The organism is Paenibacillus gallinarum (assembly GCF_014836635.1).
Taxonomy (GTDB): domain Bacteria; phylum Bacillota; class Bacilli; order Paenibacillales; family Paenibacillaceae; genus Paenibacillus; species Paenibacillus gallinarum.
In genome coordinates this window covers 152,667-172,667 of sequence record NZ_JACSQL010000007.1, presented here as the reverse complement: position 1 = coordinate 172,667, position 20,001 = coordinate 152,667, and the positions used below count along the sequence as shown (strand labels likewise).

Genomic DNA, 20,001 nt, shown 5'->3' with positions numbered 1-20,001 from the left:
GCTATTCAAACTTGCTATTCAAACTTGCTATTCAAACTTGCTATTCAAACTTGCTATTCAAACTTGCTATTCAAACTTGCTATTCAAACTCGCAATTCAAACTCGCAATTCAAACTCGCAATTCAAACTCGCAATTCAATACTCGTTATTCATACTCGTTATTTCAGTTATGGTACTCGTCATTCCAGTTTTGAGAGTTTAAGCAGAACTTGTGTTAAACAAGTGAAGATTAGTAGGTGCCTGGTGAGGTTTTTGGATCGTGAGCGACTTTTGGCTTTGCGCAGCAAAACAAGTGGAGCGAATGAGCCAAAATACCGAACTCCTCTGATATATGAACAAGAAACACTGATATGTGAATGGCGACAGGGAGGAGGCAAGTTTATAATCTGATTTAATATGAAAATTGATGAAAAGGGGGGAATAAATAATTTGCTAGATTGATAGAATCTAATATGTAAGCGTGACCATAATGTGAAAAAGGAGTGCTTTCATGCCAAAAGCTACGAACAAGCTTCATATATGGAAAAAAGCCGCTGCAGCTGGAATAAGTGCTGTCCTTTTAAGTACGGGAGGCTTTGCTTCTGCAGCACAGAACATAAGCGGAAAGGGGCATCAGAATATGGAAAACCGCATTCAGATGGAGTATTTGGACCGAGGACTTATTGCGGTAAAAACAGGAGAAGGTAACTTTTTGAGTTGGAGGTTGCTCGCTCAAGAGGTATCGGTAAGCAGTGAAACCGGGCTAACAGGTACAGATTTTCATGTATATCGGGACGGCAAATTTGTAGGTGAAGTGACAAACAGTACGAATTTTCTTGACCCTGCAGGCGTAGCAGGTTCCTCTTACTACGTCTGTGCAGTGTCTAATGGAAAAGAGGTGGATCAGAGCAACTCCGTTACGCCTTGGAATAATGGATATTATGATCTTCCGATACAGAAGCCTGCTGATGGGATCACGCCAGCCGGTGAAACTTATAGTTACTCTGCAAATGATATGAGCGTAGGGGATGTGGATGGGGACGGACAACTAGAGTATTTTGTAAAATGGGACCCGAGCAATGCTAAAGACGTCTCTCAAGTGGGATATACCGGAAATACCTACGTTGATGCCTATACGCTTACAGGAGAATTGCTTTACCGAATCGACCTGGGTGTTAATATTCGCTCAGGAGCGCATTATACGCAGTTCCTGGTTTATGATTTTGATGGTGACGGCAAGGCAGAGCTTATGTTTAAAACAGCACCGGGAACTAAAATCCTTCATTATAATAAACAAGGAGAGGTCACTTCCGAAGAATACATTACGATGCTGGACGAAAATCTAGCTGCAGGATATACAAATGAAGATGATTATCGAGTGAGCAGAGAAGGATATTATGAGCACATGGTGGACATGTTTATGGACTGGCATGACTACGAGGAAGTACGTAATGGAAGCTGGCCGCAAACCCTCGAAGAGGCTTTCGGTATCGAAACGAAGTATGAATATCCTCTATCTCGTACTGATGCGGAACAGTTGACGGATTATTTCATGGACGTGTTTGCTCCATCCAAGGATGCGAATCGGAATAAATTTCGTGAGTTCGAAGGGTTTATTTTATCTGGTCCAGAGTACTTGACTGTGTTCGAGGGAGCAACGGGACAAGAGTTGAAAACAATCCGTTATAAACCGGGTCGTACCGATGATGGACTGCGCTGGGGTGATTATGCGATGAACCGTATAGAGCCCGGAAACAGGGTGGATCGGTTTTTATCTGGCGTCGCATATCTGGATGGACAGCAACCTTATGCTGTATTTGCAAGGGGTTACTATACTCGAACAACTTTAGTTTCTTATAACTGGGATGGAACTAATCTGAATGAATATTGGTATGTAGACAGCGGCTGGGCCCCAATGACGAATCCGTTCAGAGATGGTCCACACGGAAGACCTGGTACTGATCCCGAATACGGCCAAATTACGACTCAAGGAGCACATTCGCTCAGCGTAGCGGATGTAGATGGAGACGGTAAGCAGGAAATAGTATATGGATCAACGACGATTGACCACGATGGGTCTGTGTTGTCCAATTCTTCCGCGGTTATGCCTCCCACAAGCGCTAACCCTGGGGCAATTGCCAACTTAGGTCATGGTGATGCACTGCATGTAGCCAATATTGATCCAACGCGGGAAGGGCTGGAAGTATACATGGTGCACGAAGGTGGACCTTATGCCCCTTATGGTTATGCACTAAGAGACGCAAAGACCGGAGAAGTCATCTATGGCGGTTACACTGGAAAAGATACCGGACGCGGCATGATTGGTGATATTGATCCAGATCATCCAGGGCTCGAAACCTGGGCCGTTGGCGTCTACACCGCTCAAGGTGAAAAGATCAGTGACAAGATGCCGGGTACGAACATGAGCATCAAATGGTCGAAGGATATGACGACCCAAATCATCAACGGAGCACTGGAGAATACACCGACAATTGATGATTGGAAAAAAGGGACTGTACTGACTGCGGAAGGTACACGCACGAATAATCACACGAAGGGTACACCATCCCTTGTAGCGGATGTGTTTGGTGATTGGCGGGAAGAAATGCTTGTCCGCACGGTGGACAGCAGCGCCATTCGTATATATACGAATACGGAAGTAACAGAGCGCAAGCTGCATACGCTCTTGCATGATCCTCAGTACCGGGCGGGAGTAGCTACGCAAAATACAGGCTATAATCAGCCTGTATACACTAGTTACTACTTTGCTTCGGATACCGATTTTAGTAAAGTGAACATTCCAAATGTGTTCATTCCCGGATTACTGAATGTTCTTGAACAGCACCATGGCACGTATGTCGAACAAGGAGAACTCGGTGGTGCCGTGGTGAATCAGACAACGAATTCACTTAAGCAGGCACGTCATCATTTTGACAAGAAAGATCTCAAGCAAGCATCGTCTTTTCTTGAGAAATACATCTCGCAACTGACTAAACGAGACGGTAAAGACACCATTAGCGATAAGGCGAAACTGAATTTAATTCATCATGCGGAGCTGTTAGTCGATCAGTTGAAATAGTGTTCCGATCTACCATTATACTGAGCATATTATTACTCAGTTAGATACTAACATTACGTTTAAAGAAGGTAGCCACTCATCACGAGTGCTGCCTTCTTTATTTTATTGTAGCGTACATTTTGAAGAATACTTCGAAGAGGCTTCCTTTCACTTTGGCTGGGGATCTTTTCGGTTAGTGTAACGTTGAGTAAACCTATTCATTACCTATATCACGTAGTTTGCGAGTGCTATCATTACGCTATATCAGATGCGCAACTGATGAGTGTACCATTTTAATTAGGAGGAAAAATAAGTATGAGTAAAGACGATATCATTAAGTCCATGCTTCCTGATCAAGTTAATATGACACCAAATGGATTTGTTGCAGATTTATTAAACCCATATCAATTTGCAGAATGCTATGAGTTGTTTTTTGACGAAATTTTCAAGGTGAGTGCAGCTAGTTTAACGGGAGTAGAGGGCTATGGTGAGTTTAATGAGAATTGTAAAACAGAGTATAGCACCTGCAGGGAATATCTGATTGGCACCTTTGCAGAAGATAAAGAAGGGTATTGGTATAACTGGAAGGAACTATACGATACAACGATGATCGAGCGTGACTTCGTAGAGAAATACTTAAAGGAAATGATTAGCAGAATTGATTACTGTGAAGGAAAACGTTATTTAGTTAATAATAATACCTTTTTCGAAAATACGATTACGGATGGAAAGACTATGGTTGGGTTTCCCGACTGGAGCAGATCTGGAATTTGTGATTTCCTCTTAGATTTTGCGATCATGGACTTAAATAAACCTTACTTGAAGATTCCAGAACGCTTAGTCGATTATTGCAAAAAAAGGGACATCGTCATTCCAGATTTTAAGGAAAGATTTTTATGTATGGCGTATTACAAGGGGATCGATGTATTGCGGTGGCATGCATCAATTGATGACACAGGGTCCTGCATCTCCATTATTAAATCAATCAGTGAACTGAAAGATCGTATATACGCTCTGTAAAGGGAGAAGTTATGAAATACGAAAATGCTAGTGATATTTTACCTGAAAAGTTAGTAAGAGAAATTCAGAAATATGCGGCTGGGAAACTTCTCTATATTCCTACAGGAGAGGAAAAAAGAGCTTGGGGCGAAATGTCTGGTTACCGAGATCGATTGCAAAGGCGTAATATAATGATCCGCAATAAGTACGCAAGTGGATTGTCGGTTTCAGATCTTGCAGACGAATATTTTTTATCCTTGGATTCGATTAAGAAAATTATCTACTCAAAGAAAACGGATAGAAATATGACTTATGCTCCCACTGTAGGATCAGCCGTAAAATATGCAAGTATCGGGATGCTTGAAGAATGGATCCAGTGTTATTTACTCCTTACCCAGAAAGTCACTTCGAATATCGATGAATTTACAAGAGAAGAACATCTATATTTTGGCGTTGTAAAATTCCCTTTGCGTCTCATCCAGCTTGATGGAATCGTGTTAGACAAGAAATATGCAAATGAAGCAGAAGACAACGTATCGGATTTGCCCCCGCTAATTATTCAGTATAAGGATGGTAAGTTTTATTGCACTGAACAGAAGGAAGTTTTTGCAGCATTAAAACAACACAAAGTGAATGCTTATCCAGCGATCGTTATTTTAAAGGAAACTATGGATTATAAAAGGTTTATGAGTCACTATGGAAACGTATTGTTTTTTATTAATGAGTTATAATTTTCGTTTAATACAAACAAAGGGCAGGAGGGAATCTCTCCTTACCCTTTGTTTGTTAATTCGCAAGAAAATAATAAGAAAAAACATATACCCTCAGATGAAAAAACGAATATAGCTATCCATTGAAAGTGAGCATTCTCAGAATGCTTCAAGTGAATGGGTCTGGAGTGTTAATAGGCATCATACCTGTTTCAATATTGGGTATTACCTGATTGCGTAGTTTTACCAGAGGCAAAACCTTTAAACAGGGTAGGTACTTTAGAATAGCGTGTGTTGGTGATTTTTGCGGCACTGCTGCTGCTGTCCGTACGGAAAATCGAGTCCTTCACATTTGAAATGTTGGAACTATCCAGTGTGAAATTCACTGCATAAGAAGATCCTCCGTTCTGACGTGCCAGCTTACCGATGTCATCAGCTCTAAAGTTCTTAATGTTAATGGTCCCGGATGCATTGGCCTGGAACACTTTGTCGTAAGCTTTATATGCACCGCCGCCTGTAATATTGACCGTGCCTGAGGCTTTCAGTGTTAGTGCATCCTCGCCTACATCCTGCCACGTAACATTAGATATTGTAGCGTTTCCATAACAATGTACCCCGTCAGCGCCAGGAGCGCCAATGATTACATTCTTCAGCGTTGCATTTTTCTCAAGTCTAAAGATTGGTTTCTGGTTCTCTCCCTGTCCGCCATCTCCCAGGGTACTCGGATTAGCTACATAAGTTTTTCCGCTGCCGTCAAAAGTTTGGCCTTCGGGCACGATAATTGTTGTGCTGACTACAATTGGGGATGCGGCTGACACCGAAACGGGCTGAGCAACATAAAACATCGAGAGCATGGCAAAAGACAGAAACAAACCCAAAACTTTTTTCAATAAATTCCACCCTTTCTAGTGTAGGTTGTTTGGTCCGACCTTACGTCGGTACCACGGGAGTTATGCGCAGATGTGCACCTCTGCGCATAACCCGATTATAACAGAATATTCTGTAAGCGCTAACATAGAACAAGGGGAATAAACTTGAAGAACATATATTTTCTAAGGAAAAATGACAAGCAATACATAGACGGATGGAGTTAAATAGATTAATATGGATAATAATGTAAAATAGAACGAGAGGTGCTGAAATTGTGGCTGAGCTTGATTTCCGAGATTTTCTTATTGTTAATGAATATGGGCTTATCGGAGTAACCTTATCCATGTTCTGTTTTGTTATCATACTTGAATTTATGAAAAAAGATGTGAAAATAAATTGGAAGAACGTATTTTTCAATACAGTAGGAATTACGATTATAGTCTATATATTCAATGCTGTTATCGTTTTATTTAAAGCAATCTTTCAATAACCAGTCCCTATCTTTCAGTGGAAGGGCTGGTTTTTCGTTTGTCGGAACATGTCTCTGCATCTTAATTGGAGAAAGCCATTTTTTCTTCCGAATAAGAAAATCGAAAGTATTTTTGTGTTAAATGAACTTTTACAGCTTTTGCAATCTCTTATCTATGAAAGGGGGGAGAACATGAAAATAAGCCGTCTTGTCAAACAAGCCAAAAAAGGAAATAAAGAAGCGTTATTAGAACTAATCCTAGCTGATCAGGACGCTTATTATCGTCTAGCCTATACATACATGGGGAACGAACATGATGCGATGGATGCAATGGAAGATATGATCGTTACACTCTATGAAAAGATCGATCAACTGCATAAAGGAGAAGCATTCTACAGCTGGAGCAAAACCATTCTTGTAAATCGATGTAAAACTTTACTACGCAAAAAGGAACGTTATCTGTCACTTGAGGAAGATGAGGATTCAGCATATTCAGTATTTACTGATGACTCACCTTATCGCGATACGGAATCAGAATTGGACATGCAGGTGTTGCTATCTCATTTAGATGGCCCGCAACGAGAAGCCATTGAACTTCGTTATGTTCATGATCTTGCCTATCAGACGATCGCGGACATGACCGGTGTTCCGCTTGGCACAACCAAATCAAGAATTTCAGTAGGAATGAAGAAATTAAAACTCATGATCGGAGGTGAGCGTGATGACAATAATCGAGGAACAATTAGAAAAACACAAACAGACCTCACATATGATAAAGGCTCCGTCAGAACTTGAGAGTAGACTTCGGAGTACACTTGAACATGTTGCTGTTAAGAAAAAGAAAAGAAATAAAGCAATGACATGGTTTGCCTCATCCGCTGCAGCGCTCCTCTTGATTTTTGGAACATATCATTATTCTGCATTTGCTTACTACGGGGGGATGTTACTTAATAAAATGGAGCTAAGTTCTCTTAGCTTTAGTGAAGTAGAGGAGAAAGGATACGGACAAACGGTCAACAAAAGCACAACACTAGATGATGGCACGGTTATTACCATTGACGGGGTTATTGCAGACGATAACGCATTTTTATTGTATTACACTATAGATCGTCCTGATGGCTCTATATATACTGATAACGGTTCAGATCGTTACTCTGCATATAATATTAAAGGTTTCTTGACTGATTCCGATTGGCAGGGAGGGGGCAAGACTTATAGAAATGACGAAGACGAGACTTATTTCAAGGGAGTATATAAATTCGAGCCTGTTAGTCCCTTCTCTAGAACATTAACCGTTACATTTATAGATTGGCCGGATAATGAGGAAAAGGTAGCTTATCCGATCTCCTTCAAATACGAAGCCAATAAAGCGATGAAGAGTATTATTAAAGAGGAGATTTCTAAATCTGTTACTGTGGATCAGGGAGCTGTCCACTATGACTCCATCACTGCTTCACCAACTTCAACAATCGTGAAGGGGCATTATGAATTGGATATTGAAGGTTCACCTAGATTTTCAGGTAATACAAAACTATATGTTAATGGAATAGAAGTAAAACAATGGGAAGGGCGTTCAGAAAGTGTGACCGAAAAGGGGGTTTTGGTCGATCCTGTATTTGTTCTAGAATATGATGTGATTCCTACCGATAAAGTAGAAACCATTGAACTTGTACTTGCCAATTTTCCTGGAAAGCAAAAAGTAGAAGAACCGATCTCTCTTGCTTCTCCATCAGATCAATCTATTAAATTAGGCAGTGAAAAAATATGGATTCGAAGCGTAACAAAAACCGATACAGGTTATGATGTCGTCATCGCTAGAAAACAATTCACGTTCCTAAAAACAGACAATCTATCCGTGCAAGCAGGCGGAAAAGTAATTCCCGTATCTTCCATTTCTGATTCCCGTCCATGGGATTTGAAAAACGGTAATATCTTATGGGAGCAGACGTATTCCTTCAAAACATCAGACAAACCAGATTTCCTCTTGCTAGACGAATTTGATTATATCGAAAAACATAATAAGAGCATATCCATCCCAATAAATAAGAAGTAAGAAGTCAGAGTTCAAAACAGATAAATGTGAACCGGAGCGAAAGTAACTTCTGTAAAAGAAGAAACTGACCTCCGGTTTTTTTATATCATAAAATAAGGTCCATTGTAGACAAAGAAAACCTATGCGATAATCAAAGGAAAATGTAAAGAGATGGTAACAAAATAGAAATATGCATCTTGCTTATGACAAATCCGTTCTTGATAATTATCATAATGCAACTCGTCATTTCTATATAACTAGTGAAGTGGGGTCTGTCCGTGCGGTTATGCGTAATGAATAAGATGAATATTGCGCTTACAGTGTTCCTTAGTTTTCAGTTACTATATGCCTGCAGTCCTAACAACGAAGCAAACAAAGTTTTTGATCCGCTTGCAGATGAAAATACGACAAGACTTGAGTATGAAGAGGTGGGATTAAGAAAGTACGACCCGCCCATCAAGGTCTCTTTTGTAAGAGAAACGAGTGCTCAGCTTGATGAACTAATTAGAAGTTTGCCAGGACAAACATTAAACGATAACACCTGGAGTCAACTTTACGAAGAAGTTTTAGGAATCCAAATTACGTATGATTGGACCGCTAAAGGAGACTTATACGCACAAAAATTTAGTGTTGATCTCTCTTCAGGTAATATTCCTGATGTGGTACGAGTGGATGCTGAGCAGTTGAGGCTGTTAAGTAACGCTGGATATATTCAAGATTTGACGAACGTATTTGATACGTATGCGACTCCGCTCACCAAAGAAATTTTGAGCCAAGAAGGATCAGGACCTTTTGAAGCAGCCACCATAGATAGAAAATTGATGGGCATTCCCGAAACGAATTCTTCTATTGAGACTGCACAGGTACTTTGGATTCGTACCGATTGGCTTGAAAGACTGAATCTGAAACCACCACAGACGATGGATGAACTGATCGCAGTTTCGAAAGCGTTTACAGAGCGAGACCCTGATCAAAATGGCCAAAATGACACATTTGGGCTGGCAGCAACTCAATATTTATGGGATCCCGTTATGGGGCTCACCTCTTTTATGGCAGGTTATAATGCTTTCCCAATGATGTGGATTCATGATAATTCAGGAAAACTTACGTATGGAGGTACTCAGCCTGAAGTAAAATCGGCTTTGTTGTCACTGCAAAATATGTATCGTAATGGATATTTGGATAGTGAATTTGCCATGAAGAATGGGATCAAAGTCAAAGAACAAGTGGCCAAGGGCAAAATAGGAATGTTATACGGAGAACAGTGGGGGTCGTTTCTTGTTCAAGTGAGCCGTGAGAGTGATTCAAATGCGGATTGGCGAGCGTTTCCTATCGTCTCTGTTTCCGGAGAAGCACCAAAGGTACCGCTAAAGTTCAACACGACTCGTTTTATCGCTGTGAAAAAAGGAGTCGAGCATCCGGAAGCGATCATTAAGATGTTCAACTTACATTTAGAAAAGAACTGGGGGGACACTGCAGAATATGAAAAATACTATAGTTCTCCCTATCCCGTGTGGCAGCTTTCTCCTATAACACCCTATCCAGCAAGGAAAAACATGGAGGCTTTTCAACAATTGAAGGAAGCCCGCATTACAGGGGACTATTCTAAACTGAATGAAGAAGCCAAAGCAATCCAGAAAAATATCATTACGTATCTATCTGGAAGCGGTAACATCGAAATTGGATGGGGCTGGGAACGAACATATGGAAAACAAGGTGCTCTGGCCATCATTGATCGTTACGAAAAAAATAATCAATTATTGTACGAGAGCTTTGTAGGTACTACAACGGAAACCATGATCGAAAAACAGTCCATTTTGAATGAAATTCAACTTCAAGTATATATGGACATTATACTCGGCAGGTCTATTGAAGAGTTTGACCGTTTTGTCGAGCAGTGGAAGAAGCTAGGCGGTGATCAGATAACAGAAGAAGTCAATCAGTGGTTTTTAGAACAAAAACCATAGCTTCTCATACTTAAAAGGAGAGGATTTGACTGAGAAAATAAGATGTCTTCTTAATTAGAATATTTATCATCTCGCAGTATCGGAGGCATTTGTTTGTTTAAATTTCCTGCTGTTTCCCTACGTAATTCAATATTTGTACGTTTGGTGTTTACGTACCTCTTCGTTGTTATTCCGATCATTTTATTGGGTTTGTATCTCTATCAGTGGAGTTACAAGAATGCAAGTGAGGACATATCAAGAGCGACTTCAAAGCAATTGAATTATTACTTAGGTACACTTGATCGGGAAGTGGAATGGATTGAGCTTCAGTTGTTCGATATGGTGGAAGATAGCGGGCTGAATACACTTTCTGTAACATGGGATTTCATTGATAATGCGGATAAAAGATCAGAATTAAGCAGATTGCTTCAACGGATGACCTCTGTTCAGAACAGCAGCCCCTATATTAAAGATATTTACATTCATATTCGGTCGATCAACAAAACGTTATCTACAGCAGAAGCCATTCAGGATTTGGATCTCATCCAATATTATTTCTTCCGTTCCGGCGCTAAAGAAAGTGACCATCGATTGATCAAATGGAGTAATTCGATATATCTTAACGGTTCTAAAGAAAGCGGAAGAAAAGGAGCGGAGCCACTGTTCACGGTTCAAATTGAGCTTGATGTTGAGAAACTGCTAAAGTCCTTGGAACAAGTAAACCTATATCCGGAAAGTGGTTCTTTGTTATTGTCAGAATCAGCTGGGTTCGTGCTCAGCACGGATAAGGATGCAGATCTAGCCATTCAAGATTTTATAAGAAATTCCCCTTCAAGTAATGATGCCGTTGTAATGAAGCTGAAAAACAAGAAGTTTCAAATGAATAAAGTGTATTCGGATGCAACAGGACTGTCTGTAGCTATGTATTTACCTGAAGAAACAGTAAAGCGGCCGCTGAGTACATTTTCTAAATGGGCGTGGATATTCATCATGACATCCTTTCTTGCTATCGTCGTTTTTTCTTACTCTTCGTACCGAATTATTCATCAACCGTTGTTAAAACTTATTCAAGGGTTTAAGCGTATGGAAGGCGGCTCATTAGACAGCCCCATCGAACATGAACGTAAAGATGAGTTTGGTTATTTATATACTCGTTTTAATCATATGCTAAGTAAATTGCAAACCCTCATTGATCAGGATTTCAAACAAAAAATGATGATGCAAAAAGCGGAGCTGAAACAGCTGCAATCTCAAATCAATCCACATTTTCTATATAACAGTTTCTTTATTTTGAATACGCTCTCAAGAATGGGTGATGCAGATCGAATTGAGAAATTTACAAATATGCTGGGGGAATACTTCCGCTTTATTACTCGTAACGGAGAAGACTATGTTGCGTTGTCAGAGGAAATAAAACATTCACGAACGTATACTGAAATCCAAAATTTACGATTCTCAAGACGTATTACTATCTTTTTTGATGAGCTGCCAAAAGAAATGGAAAGTATACGGGTACCACGTTTGATTGTCCAACCGATTATCGAAAATGCCTACGAGCATAGCCTTGAGAAGATGGAGGAGGATGGAATCCTTCATGTCTCTTTCGAGAAGAACCCGCATGAAATATTAATTCGCATTGAGGATAACGGAAATGCAATTACGGATTCGGAACTTGAATCACTTCGCGAACGTCTTAGTCATACAGCCGACTCTTATGAAATAACGGGAATGATCAATATTCATCGGCGTCTTGTACTTACGTTTGGCGAAGGGAGTGGTTTGTTTTTATCGAAAAGTAAGCTGAATGGTCTTGAAGTGCTTATCCGAATCAAGACGGAGGAGGAGATCGATTGTATAGGCTCTTAATTGTGGATGATGAAGAGATTATTACAGATGGATTATATGAAGTACTGCAACGATTCAAGCCAGAAATGCTGGATATTTATAAAGCGTATTCTGCTAAAGAGGCTTTGAAATGGATGTCCAGGAGCCGGATTGATATTGTACTTACGGACATCCGCATGCCCGGAATGAGCGGTTTGGACATGAGTCAAGAAATCCTAACACACTGGCCAAGATGTAAAATTGTCTTTCTGACCGGTTTTAGTGAATTCGATTATGCCTATCAAGCTATTCAGCTGCCAAATGCACGATATTTACTAAAAACAGAAGGGTACGAGAAGGTAACCCAGACGGTACTTGAAGTCGTCCAGGAACTAGATCAGGATATTCAAACCCGTCAATTGATTGAAAAATCTCAAGAACAGATAGGTACTCTTCAGCTCATGGCACAGGGGGACTATATTAGACAGTTGCTTCAAGAAAGTCACGTCGTCATGGATCGTGCAGATTTTCTAGCCGAAGATTTTAAAGAACTTGGGATTGCTTTAGATCCAAATGCTCCTGTTATATTAGCGCTTGGTCGATTGTTTTTTGCTGAGGGAACCGGTTACTTAGAAAAAAGCAGACTTCTCACTTCGGTCAGAATGATCTGGGATTCATTTATGTTCGAGAAAAGCAGCAGTATAGGAACGATAGATAAGCATGGGGACCTATTGTGGTTGCTTCAACCCAGTTATGAGGAACAAGATTCTTTTCATCTCGTTCGCTTTATGGAGGGAACACTTGAGCTCATTCAAGAAGCGTGTCAGTCTTCACTAAGCTTGACGCTCAATTTTACGCTAAGCGGCAGGGCATGCGATTGGACACAAGTAACATCCCAATATGATAGACTTCGGCAATTGCAACAGTTGAAGATTGGAAACGGCATTTCTATGATTTTAGTAGACCGAACTGAGGCATCAGATGATCTTGTTCTTAAGGATGTTTCTTATATAAGTCATCGAATTGAACGATTAGAGGCACATTTGGAAAGCGGAAAAGCTACGGAGTTTATGGATGAGTTAAATGAATTGACAGTTACCTTGCTGCAGACAAGCGGCTCAGTTCAAAAAGCACTTGAAGGATATTACGCAGCCGCTCTTGTTCTATTTTCACATATTAACCGGATGGGACTACATAGCCAAATGGGTAACATCAATAAATTGATGCAGCTCGATGGACATGCCTCGATGAAAGAAGGTTTTTTGTATCTTGAGAAGATTGCTGAAATGATTTTTCAATTTAAAAATAAAGACGAACGAGACCGTGCTACTCAGGTAATCGAACATATCTGTCAGTATATTGAGGAAAATTTGAACGAGGATCTCTCATTAGTAAGGTTAGCAGAGCTTCACTTTTTCAACCCATCCTATTTATCTAGATTCTTCAAACAAGAATATGGCATTAATCTATCAGAGTATATTGATAAATGTAGAACTCGGAAAGCGAAGGAGCTACTTCGTAATCATGAATTAAAAGTACGGGATGTTTCTATATCCGTGGGCTACGAAGCAGCCCATTCATTTACACGCTTCTTTAAAAAGATGACCGGCATAACGCCGCAAGAGTTTCGAGACAGTTTGTACAAAGAGTCGGCTGTTGCCCGTAATAGTTAAAAAGGTGATACACCTTCTGAAAAAGTCTGCAGACATGAGATGCTGCGGGCTTTTTGTTGTGCTGTAGGACTAGAAATAGACAGGTACTGGATATACGATTCGGCAGGTTGTTGCCCGTAAATGTAAGCGATACACTTTTTAAAGAGACTAAGCAGGAAGTATTCAATCCGATCGCACATTATATTCAGATCGTAATTTGAAAATATGATTACTTAACGAGGAGTTGAAGAAAGCAATGAAAGAGGAATTAAGCTTATATGAAGATAGGAAGAATGAGGTAAATGGTGTCACGGTTGAAGGAATAAAGTTCAGTGATGACTCACAGGCTAAGGCGGTTGGCAAGCTGCCTCGGAATGGAAACCCTGTCGTATCCCATAAATTTGGTGCAGATCCCTACGCACTGGTGTATAAGGAACGGGTGTATTTATACAATACTCACGATGTACTGGAGCACGATACTGAAGGGAATGTGAAAGAGAATACGTATGGGACAATCAATACACTTTCTGTAATTTCTTCTGATGACCTGATCAATTGGACAGATCACGGCACAATTAAGACGGCGGGAGTAGAAGGTGCTGCAAAATGGGCGACACAATCGTGGGCACCAGCTGCAGCTCATAAGAAACGGAACGGGAAGGACGAATTTTTCTTATACTTTGCTAATAATGCAAGCGGAATTGGTGTATTGACAAGTGATAGCCCGACTGGGCCTTGGGTGGACCCTATCGGCAAACCGCTTATATCCCGGGAAATGCCAGCAACTGCAGGTGTGACTTGGTTATTTGATCCTGCTGTTCTGGTCGATGAAGATGGAACAGGGTACCTGTACTATGGAGGAGGTATACCAGAAGGAAAACCTGAGATGCCAAATACCGCCCGTGTGATTCAGCTCGGTGAAGATATGATTAGTGTTGTTGGCGAGGCAAAAGTAATCGAAGCTCCATTCATGTTCGAGTCTGCGGGTATCCATAAATATAATGGGGTGTACTACTACACGTATTGTTCTAATTTCTATCCGGGAGAACGTCCTGAAGGAAGTCCACCGGCGGGAGAGATTGCTTATATGACGAGTGATCACCCGATGGGGCCTTGGACATATCAAAATACGATTTTGAAAAACCCAGGTCATTTTTTTGGCGTAGGCGGTAATAATCACCATGCCATCTTCTCATTTAAAGACACATGGTATATCGCTTATCATGCTCAGACTTTATCTGCTGCAATGGGTGTTCCTAAAGGATACCGTTCAACACATCTTAATCAAGTCGAGTTCACTGAAAACGGGGATATGAAAGAGATTACGGCAGATTTAAAGGGTGTAGACCCAATTAAAATGCTAAATCCATTTCATATTGTTGATGCAGTGACCATGGCATGGAATGCAGGAATAAACGTCCGTCCTTTTACTGTGGTAGATGAAGACGGGCATTCCGATAAACTTGTCATTTCTAATATACATGATGGTGATTGGATCGCAGCAGCGAATGCAGACTTTTCTGAAGGTGCTTCCTCCATCGAAGCTTGGGTTGTTGGAACAAGTGCAGGCGAAATTGAAATTCGGATGGATACTCCAAACGGTGAATTACTAGGAGCCCTTGTCGTACCGCATACAGAAGACGTGGAGCGGTGGGAGGTAATCAGTACAGAAATTTCAAATGTGAAAGGGATCCATGATATTTATTTTGTTTTTAGAGGTGAATCAGAGAAAGAACTGTTTCAATTAGGTGCATGGCAATTCATTCGTTAGTTTAAAGAGGGGGTGCCTCATGCCATATAGAGAGCAGGATAGGAAGACTTACGGTGATCTGATTCTTGAGGCCGTCGGTGTGTACCGAAGGTTTGGGCGGGGGAATACGATGGTTACTGCACTAGATAATATTCATCTATCTGTGCCCGCTCGCAGCATGGTGGCACTGCAAGGAAGATCAGGGTCAGGGAAAACAACGCTTCTGAATATACTTGCTGCGCTAGATGAACCGACAGAAGGAACTGTCATTCTACAGGGACAACAAATTACCGGGCTGTCAGAAGCAGAAAGAAGCAAACTTCGCCGTAAAGAAATTGGACTCGTCTTTCAATCGTTTGGGCTGATTCCACTTATGTCAGCTTACGAAAATGTTGAATTTGGTCTTCGCATTGCAGGCGAGTCGGTTAAAGGAAATCAAGAAGCTGCAGAACGAGCGCTTGAGCGAGTGGGTATGAAGGATAGAATGAAACATCGTCCTATGGAATTATCGGGCGGTGAGCAGCAGCGCGTGGCGATCGCAAGAGCGATCGCACATGAGCCTGCAATTCTAATTGCTGATGAACCCACGGCTGAGCTGGACAGCAAGATGGGTCTGCAGGTGATGCGTGTATTTCGGGATCTAGTGCAAGATTCAGGAATGACGATTGTCTTAACAACACACGATCCGGGGATCATGGAGCTTGCTGACTATGTTATTGCATTGGAGGATGGCAAAATTGTACCCTAATCGATACAAGCATCATCGTTCGTATAAAAGAAAACCAAATGTAAAGGTAAGCATTCTTCTAGCTGCCATGCTTACTCTTACGGGCTGTTCTCTTCTTCCTGTTGAAGACGAAAGTCTTCAGCCGCCGCTTGTTCAGCCTGCCGAGGAAGAGCTTGATATTGTGGAGGCGGCCCGTGGCAATATCGAGACTTCTTTAAGAGGAACGGCCAATTTTGTTTCGGCAAGCTCAGCGACGCTGTTCTTTAAAGAAAACGGAGGACGTCTAAAGTCTATGAAGGCAAAAGTTGGAGAAGAGGTAAAGACTGGTGAACTACTGGCGGAGCTTGAAACAGACGATCTCGATCTTCAAATCCGTTTACAAAAATTGAACCTTGAGCGTGCGAGATTATTGTATAAAGAGGCTCAGCAATCCGGTGTTATTAAAACGGAACTCCGGCTGCGTGAAATTGATATGGAGCGAGAGGAATTGCAGCTGGACAATATGGAGAAAAAACTGGCTTCAGCAAGAATTTATGCTCCGATCTCAGGTATTGTTACCTTTACGGAATCACTAAACACAGGTGATATTGTAAGCGCTTATCAAACGATAATTACGGTTGCTGATCCTTCTGATATGAAGCTTATTTATACCGCTTCTGATTCCAAAGATCTACTATCAATCCAAACCGGAATGCCGGTAGGTTTGAAATACAAAGGTAAGGATTATGAAGGTACGGTGTTACAATCCCCTGCTGAAGCACCTCAGACGACGGATGAAGCAAAGTCGGAGCGAAATTCGGTGACCATCATTATCGGCATGAAAGATGCACCAAGCGATGTGAAAATTGGTCACAGCGCAGAACTCACAATTAAATTACAAAGCCGTGAGAACGTAATCCTTCTTCCAAGGTCTGCTATTCGCTCTTACATGGGTCGCAGTTATGTTCAGGTAGCTGAAGGTGACCAGCGTAAAGAAATCGATGTGGAACTTGGACTTACAACACCTACACAGGTGGAGGTTGTGAAAGGTCTGGAAGAAACTCAGCAAGTTATCTTGAATAATTAAGATTTGTATCTACTTTCAGGACAGGAAGGAGGGGGTGATCATATGGCTTTGTGGACGATGATCCTTCGCAAAATGGCTAGTAACAAATGGCTGCAGCTAAATTTGTGGTTTGGCCTAACCATATGTGTGGCGTTGTTTAGTTCTATGCCGCTCTATTCAGATGCCATTTTGCAGCGGACATTGACCAAGGAATTGCAGGAGATCCAGCATCAGAGCGGTGTATATCCTGGGTTTATGCGCATCAGTACAAGTGTATCTTCTTCTGTAATGGATGAGAAGACGATCGATGCGATCTCTCGTGCTGATCAATTTGCTGCAAGTATCCCGGATCGAACAGGAATCGATGCGATGTCTTTCTACCAGCAGCGGATGACTCATAAGATGAAAGTATATGGAGCCGACGCTTCTGACCAGGAAAAGCAGATACAGAAAACAACAGGGATATTCAAGTCTTTATCTGATATGGAAAAACGGGTGAAGCTGACTGAGGGACGTATGCCGGTGGACCGGCAAGATGGGGTATTCGAAGCGCTTGTGACACAGAAGTTTCTGCTAGCAGTAAAACGCGGACTTGGCGATGAACTTTTAATGGTATCGCCGGAAGCAGATCGAAGTACATTCCGTGTAATTCCTGTTGGTTTGATCGAAACGGATCCGGTTGCAGACCCATATCTTCCCTATTTGACAACTGACGAAGAGAATGGTTTTCTTATTCCTTTCGAGCAATTTAAGCGTGAATTTATCGAAGGTGGAAAGGCCCGCCTTACCGAACTAGAGTGGCGTTTTGCCTTGAATTACGAACAGCTAACGGTAGAGAAAACAGGGCAGTTCACCAAAGCAGCTACGGACGTGAAACGTTATTTTCGTGGGAAACTTGGAGTGGAAGAAGTAAATATCCCAGCGACCGAGACGGTAGCATCGTATCAGGGAAAACAAAAGAGGCTGGATTTAATGATGTTGTCTCTCTATGTCCCCGTTATGATGATGTTAGCATTCTACATATATATGTCCGCGAATCTTATTATTGATCGGCAGAAGACGGAAATCGCTGTACTGCGAAGCAGAGGTGCCAGTCGTTTTCAGATCATGTGTATTTACGTTCTCGAAAGTACACTTCTTGGCATCAGTGCACTGGCTGTAGGACCTATACTTGGGGTGTGGTTCACTAAAATACTTGGCGCTTCTAACGGGTTCCTCGAGTTTGTTCAGCGTTCCGCTCTCGAAATCAGCTTATCAAGTGATGCTTATCGAATTGCCGTCATTGCTGTGGCAGGCGCCATTTTGCTTATTTTAATTCCTGCGTTTCTTGCTTCAAAAGTAAGTATCGTTAGCCATAAGCAGCAGAGTGCCCGGCTGGGTCATACCCCGTTCTGGTATAAGGCGGGAATCGATTTCCTTTTAGTCGGGATCTCATTGTATCTGCTTTATAATTTCAATAAACGACAGGCTGACTTAAAGCGGCTGGCACTGGATTCAGAATCACTTCAAATGGATCCACTCGTGTTTTTGATTCCTGCATTATTCATTCTCGGCGGAGGACTCCTTGTGCTACGGGTATATCCTTGGCTGATTCGCATCATTTATGTATCAGGGAAAAAATGGTGGTCTCCGCCGCTTTATAGCTCACTCGTGCAGATTAGCCGCTCTTCCGGACAATATTTAACGATCAATGTGTTTCTGATCATGACCGTCGCAACAGGTATATTCAGCGCAAATGCGGCTCGAACGATTAACGATAATCTAGATAGCAAAATTCGATATTCCGTAGGAACAGATATCGTAATAACGTCAAAATGGGAAAGTAATGCACTACCACCTGTAAATGTGGCTTCAGCAGCTCAGACGGGTTCGGCGAACAGTGAATTTACCGAACAAAGACGTGTGCAGTATACGGAACCTCCTTTCACCCCATTTGAAGAACTGGAAGGTGCAGAGTCAGTAGCTAAAGTATTTCGTAAAGAAGAAGCGCGTTTTAGTGCAAAAGAGAGCGGCACATCAGGGAAGGTAGAACTCATGGGCATTAATACACAGGAATTTGGAAATACGGCATGGATGAAGAACGGATTAATGGATTATCCAATGAACAGCTATCTAAATCTCATCGCCCCAAATCCGAAAGCGGTTCTCATCTCACGTTCGCTCGCGGATAAAGCGAAGCTTGAACCGGGTGATACCATTGGTGTTGCTTGGGATGGACTCGATCAAATTCCACTTACCGTCTATGGCATCATCAATTACTGGCCGAGTTGGAATCCACTTGCTATTAGTCGTGACACAGAAGGCAAGGGGACAGACCCCTTTCTGATTGTCGGACATATAAGCACCATTCAGAATAGACTGGCCATTGAGCCATATGAAGTATGGCTCAAGCTGAAGGACGGGGTGTCCAGCCAAGATATCTATACGCAGTTGGAACAGCGTAAGGTACCGGTTACAAGCCTTCGGGACGCGACGCAAGAGCTGGTTCGTTCCGTGAATGACCCTTTCCGTATGGCTATCAATGGAGTGATGACTCTAGGATTCGTCATTTCTATGCTTATTTGTTTCTTTGGTTTTCTGCTGTTCTGGACACTGACATTAGCCGGAAGATCGCTCCAATATGGAGTGCTCAGGGCGATGGGAATGCCTTTTCGGCACATCATCGGTATGCTTGTCAGCGAGCAGATGTTAACTTCAGTAGCTGCGGTCCTCATAGGAGTTATGATCGGTAATGTAACAAGCGAACGATTTGTTCCTTTGTTTGAAATGTCATTTGCAACAACAGATCAGGTACCACCTTTTCAAATCACATATCAGCTCAGCGACTATTTACAATTGTACGGTATTATCGGAAGTATGCTGATCATTGGACTGACCGTAATCAGTTTCCGTTTATCACGAACCCGAATTGCCGAGGCGTTGAGACTGGGAGAGGAGTAA

14 protein-coding genes are annotated in these 20,001 nt (G+C 41.8%); 13 read left to right on the top strand and 1 reads right to left on the bottom strand.

Going from position 1 to position 20,001, the window contains the following annotated elements:
- Nucleotides 1-490: 490 nt before the first annotated feature.
- From H9647_RS15825 to H9647_RS26200, 3 genes are all read left to right on the top strand, one after another.
- The gene (locus tag H9647_RS15825) at nt 491-3,058 is read left to right on the top strand and encodes a rhamnogalacturonan lyase (RefSeq protein ID WP_191801663.1); all 2,568 of its coding nucleotides are present in this window, start codon (nt 491-493) and stop codon (nt 3,056-3,058) included.
- Nucleotides 3,059-3,352: 294 nt separating this feature from the next.
- Nucleotides 3,353-4,057: a hypothetical protein gene (locus tag H9647_RS15820; RefSeq protein WP_191801661.1), complete on the top strand. Its 705-nt coding sequence runs from the start codon at nt 3,353-3,355 to the stop codon at nt 4,055-4,057.
- An 11-nt stretch (nt 4,058-4,068) separates the two neighbouring features.
- Nucleotides 4,069-4,767, top strand: coding sequence for a CD3324 family protein (locus tag H9647_RS26200; RefSeq protein ID WP_318245325.1), 699 nt, complete (start codon nt 4,069-4,071; stop codon nt 4,765-4,767).
- 191 nt (nt 4,768-4,958) lie between these two features.
- Here H9647_RS26200 and H9647_RS15810 read toward each other — a convergent pair whose 3' ends face one another.
- Nucleotides 4,959-5,636: a pectate lyase gene (locus H9647_RS15810; protein WP_225229334.1), complete on the bottom strand. Its 678-nt coding sequence runs from the start codon at nt 5,634-5,636 to the stop codon at nt 4,959-4,961.
- Nucleotides 5,637-5,890: 254 nt separating this feature from the next.
- Between H9647_RS15810 and H9647_RS15805 the strand changes: the two genes are divergently transcribed.
- The 10 genes from H9647_RS15805 (at nt 5,891) to H9647_RS15760 (ending at nt 20,001) form a co-directional block, all read left to right on the top strand.
- A complete protein-coding gene (locus H9647_RS15805; RefSeq protein WP_191801659.1) occupies nt 5,891-6,106 on the top strand; it encodes a hypothetical protein in 216 nt (71 codons plus the stop codon).
- A 171-nt stretch (nt 6,107-6,277) separates the two neighbouring features.
- The gene (locus tag H9647_RS15800) at nt 6,278-6,880 is read left to right on the top strand and encodes an RNA polymerase sigma factor (RefSeq protein WP_191801657.1); all 603 of its coding nucleotides are present in this window, start codon (nt 6,278-6,280) and stop codon (nt 6,878-6,880) included.
- The gene (locus tag H9647_RS15795) at nt 6,807-8,138 is read left to right on the top strand and encodes a DUF4179 domain-containing protein (protein WP_191801655.1); all 1,332 of its coding nucleotides are present in this window, start codon (nt 6,807-6,809) and stop codon (nt 8,136-8,138) included. The genes H9647_RS15800 and H9647_RS15795 overlap by 74 nt, the downstream gene beginning before the upstream one ends.
- 272 nt (nt 8,139-8,410) lie before the next feature.
- Complete coding sequence (locus H9647_RS15790) at nt 8,411-10,084, top strand: extracellular solute-binding protein (RefSeq protein WP_225229333.1); 1,674 nt, start codon at nt 8,411-8,413, stop codon at nt 10,082-10,084.
- Nucleotides 10,085-10,177: 93 nt separating this feature from the next.
- Nucleotides 10,178-11,929, top strand: coding sequence for a sensor histidine kinase (locus H9647_RS15785; RefSeq protein WP_191801654.1), 1,752 nt, complete (start codon nt 10,178-10,180; stop codon nt 11,927-11,929).
- Nucleotides 11,914-13,560, top strand: a complete 1,647-nt coding sequence (locus H9647_RS15780) for a response regulator transcription factor (protein WP_191801653.1) — start codon at nt 11,914-11,916, stop codon at nt 13,558-13,560. Before H9647_RS15785 ends, H9647_RS15780 begins: the two co-directional genes overlap by 16 nt.
- A gap of 235 nt (nt 13,561-13,795) precedes the next feature.
- A complete protein-coding gene (locus tag H9647_RS15775; RefSeq protein WP_191801652.1) occupies nt 13,796-15,310 on the top strand; it encodes a glycoside hydrolase family 43 protein in 1,515 nt (504 codons plus the stop codon).
- 19 nt (nt 15,311-15,329) lie between these two features.
- A complete protein-coding gene (locus H9647_RS15770) occupies nt 15,330-16,037 on the top strand; it encodes an ABC transporter ATP-binding protein (protein ID WP_191801651.1) in 708 nt (235 codons plus the stop codon).
- On the top strand, nt 16,018-17,082 hold the full coding sequence (locus H9647_RS15765; RefSeq protein ID WP_191801650.1) for an efflux RND transporter periplasmic adaptor subunit: 1,065 nt from the start codon (nt 16,018-16,020) through the stop codon (nt 17,080-17,082). The genes H9647_RS15770 and H9647_RS15765 overlap by 20 nt, the downstream gene beginning before the upstream one ends.
- A gap of 42 nt (nt 17,083-17,124) precedes the next feature.
- Complete coding sequence (locus tag H9647_RS15760) at nt 17,125-20,001, top strand: ABC transporter permease (protein ID WP_191801649.1); 2,877 nt, start codon at nt 17,125-17,127, stop codon at nt 19,999-20,001.

Bases quoted from the DNA above. Each gene is read 5' to 3' on its own strand.
- H9647_RS15825 (WP_191801663.1), top strand. From the start codon at position 491: ATGCCAAAAGCTACGAACAAGCTTCATATATGGAAAAAAGCCGCTGCA.
- H9647_RS15820 (WP_191801661.1), top strand. From the start codon at position 3,353: ATGAGTAAAGACGATATCATTAAGTCCATGCTTCCTGATCAAGTTAAT.
- H9647_RS26200 (WP_318245325.1), top strand. From the start codon at position 4,069: ATGAAATACGAAAATGCTAGTGATATTTTACCTGAAAAGTTAGTAAGA.
- H9647_RS15800 (WP_191801657.1), top strand. From the start codon at position 6,278: ATGAAAATAAGCCGTCTTGTCAAACAAGCCAAAAAAGGAAATAAAGAA.
- H9647_RS15795 (WP_191801655.1), top strand. From the start codon at position 6,807: ATGACAATAATCGAGGAACAATTAGAAAAACACAAACAGACCTCACAT.
- H9647_RS15790 (WP_225229333.1), top strand. From the start codon at position 8,411: ATGAATAAGATGAATATTGCGCTTACAGTGTTCCTTAGTTTTCAGTTA.
- H9647_RS15775 (WP_191801652.1), top strand. From the start codon at position 13,796: ATGAAAGAGGAATTAAGCTTATATGAAGATAGGAAGAATGAGGTAAAT.
- H9647_RS15770 (WP_191801651.1), top strand. From the start codon at position 15,330: ATGCCATATAGAGAGCAGGATAGGAAGACTTACGGTGATCTGATTCTT.
- H9647_RS15765 (WP_191801650.1), top strand. From the start codon at position 16,018: ATGGCAAAATTGTACCCTAATCGATACAAGCATCATCGTTCGTATAAA.
- H9647_RS15760 (WP_191801649.1), top strand. From the start codon at position 17,125: ATGGCTTTGTGGACGATGATCCTTCGCAAAATGGCTAGTAACAAATGG.